Raw genomic sequence first — 1,670 nt, 5'->3', positions numbered from 1 at the left:
GCTCCGCGTCACGTCTTCGGATTGCATGCCGGTTTTTCCTGACATACTCCTACCTCGCTTGCCCCGGTCTTTTCATTCCCGGGTCATCTTATCCCTCTGCGTCCCCACAGTTCTGATATCTTGCGGTACAGGAATTTCAACCTGTTGTCCATCGACTACGTCTTTCGACCTCGCCTTAGGCCCCGACTTACCCAGAGCAGATCAGCTTTACTCTGGAAACCTTAGATATTCGGCCTGAAGGATTCTCACCTTCATCTCGCTACTCATTCCGGCATTCTCTCTTCTTAAAAGTCCACAGCTCCTTACGGTACTGCTTCGCTCCTTTAAGAATGCTCCTCTACCAATGTATTTACATACATTCCTAAGCTTCGGTGTTGTGTTTTAGCCCCGGACATTTTCGGCGCAGGACCTCTCGACTAGTGAGCTATTACGCACTCTTTGAATGTGTGGCTGCTTCTAAGCCAACATCCTAGTTGTCTCTGAAATCCCACATCCTTTTCCACTTAACACACACTTTGGGACCTTAGCTGTAGGTCTGGGCTCTTTCCCTTTTGACTACCCAACTTATCTCGTGCAGTCTGACTCCCGGTCATCATCTCTATGGCATTCGGAGTTTGATATCTCTTGGTAAGCTTTGACGCCCCCTTAAGAATTCAGTGCTCTACCTCCATGAGACTAAACCGAGGCTAGCCCTAAAGCTATTTCGAGGAGAACCAGCTATCTCCGGGTTCGATTGGAATTTCTCCCCTATCCACACCTCATCGCCACCCTTTTCAACGGATGTGCGTTCGGTCCTCCATCTCCTTTTACGGAGACTTCAACCTGGACATGGATAGATCACCCGGTTTCGGGTCTATTCCCACTGACTACTTCGCCCTATTCAGACTTGGTTTCCCTTCGGCTCCACACCTTGAGTGCTTAACCTTGCCAGTAAGAATAACTCGCCGGACCGTTCTACAAAAAGTACGCGGTTCCACCTTAACGTGGTTCCACAGCTTGTAAACACAGGGTTTCAGGTTCTCTTTCACTCCCCTCCCGGGGTCCTTTTCACCTTTCCTTCACAGTACTATGCGCTATCGGTCACTAAGGAGTATTTAGCCTTGGGGGGTGGTCCCCCCGACTTCCTGCAAGGTTCCACGTGTCTCGCAGTACTTCGGATCCCGCTCGCTCGCTATCATTTTCATGTACGGGGCTTTCACCCTCTGTGGCCTGACTTCCCAGACAGTTCCATTAATGAATTGCGTCACTTATTGCGGTCCATTACCCCGGAATGCACGCATTCCGGTTTAGGCTCTTTCCATTTCGCTCGCCGCTACTTTGGAAATCGAGTTTTCTTTCTTTTCCTCCGGCTACTTAGATGTTTCAGTTCACCGGGTTCCCGACGTATGGCTATGTATTCACCATACGACAACTGAGGGCTTCTCAGTTAGGTTTCCCCATTCAGATATCTCCGGATCTAAGGATATTTGCTCCTCCCCGAAGCTTTTCGCAGCTTATCACGTCTTTCATCGGCTCTTAGTGCCAAGGCATCCACCCTGCGCTCTTATTAGCTTAACCAGTTTGGCCCTGATCCCCTTTTTACGGGTGGAATCAGTTCCTAAGGATATATAGCGTTATATCCCCTGGCGTTTTGGTTCGTTTGTTATTGTTTCTTTTGACATGCCTTTTAC

1 rRNA gene (only partly in view) is annotated in these 1,670 nt (G+C 49.2%); it reads right to left on the bottom strand.

What is annotated here, in order from left to right:
• Nucleotides 1–1,557: ribosomal RNA gene (locus DXA13_RS20430) — 23S ribosomal RNA — on the bottom strand (its annotated part extends 1,401 nt beyond the left edge of the window); the annotation flags it as partial.
• Between the last annotated feature and the right edge of the window lie 113 nt (nucleotides 1,558–1,670).

The sequence above is a fragment of the Clostridium sp. AM58-1XD genome (assembly GCF_003464085.1).
GTDB lineage: Bacteria > Bacillota > Clostridia > Lachnospirales > Lachnospiraceae > Lachnoclostridium_A.
Note: the sequence above shows the minus strand (reverse complement) of the source record. Positions and strands in the feature narration are given on the sequence as shown.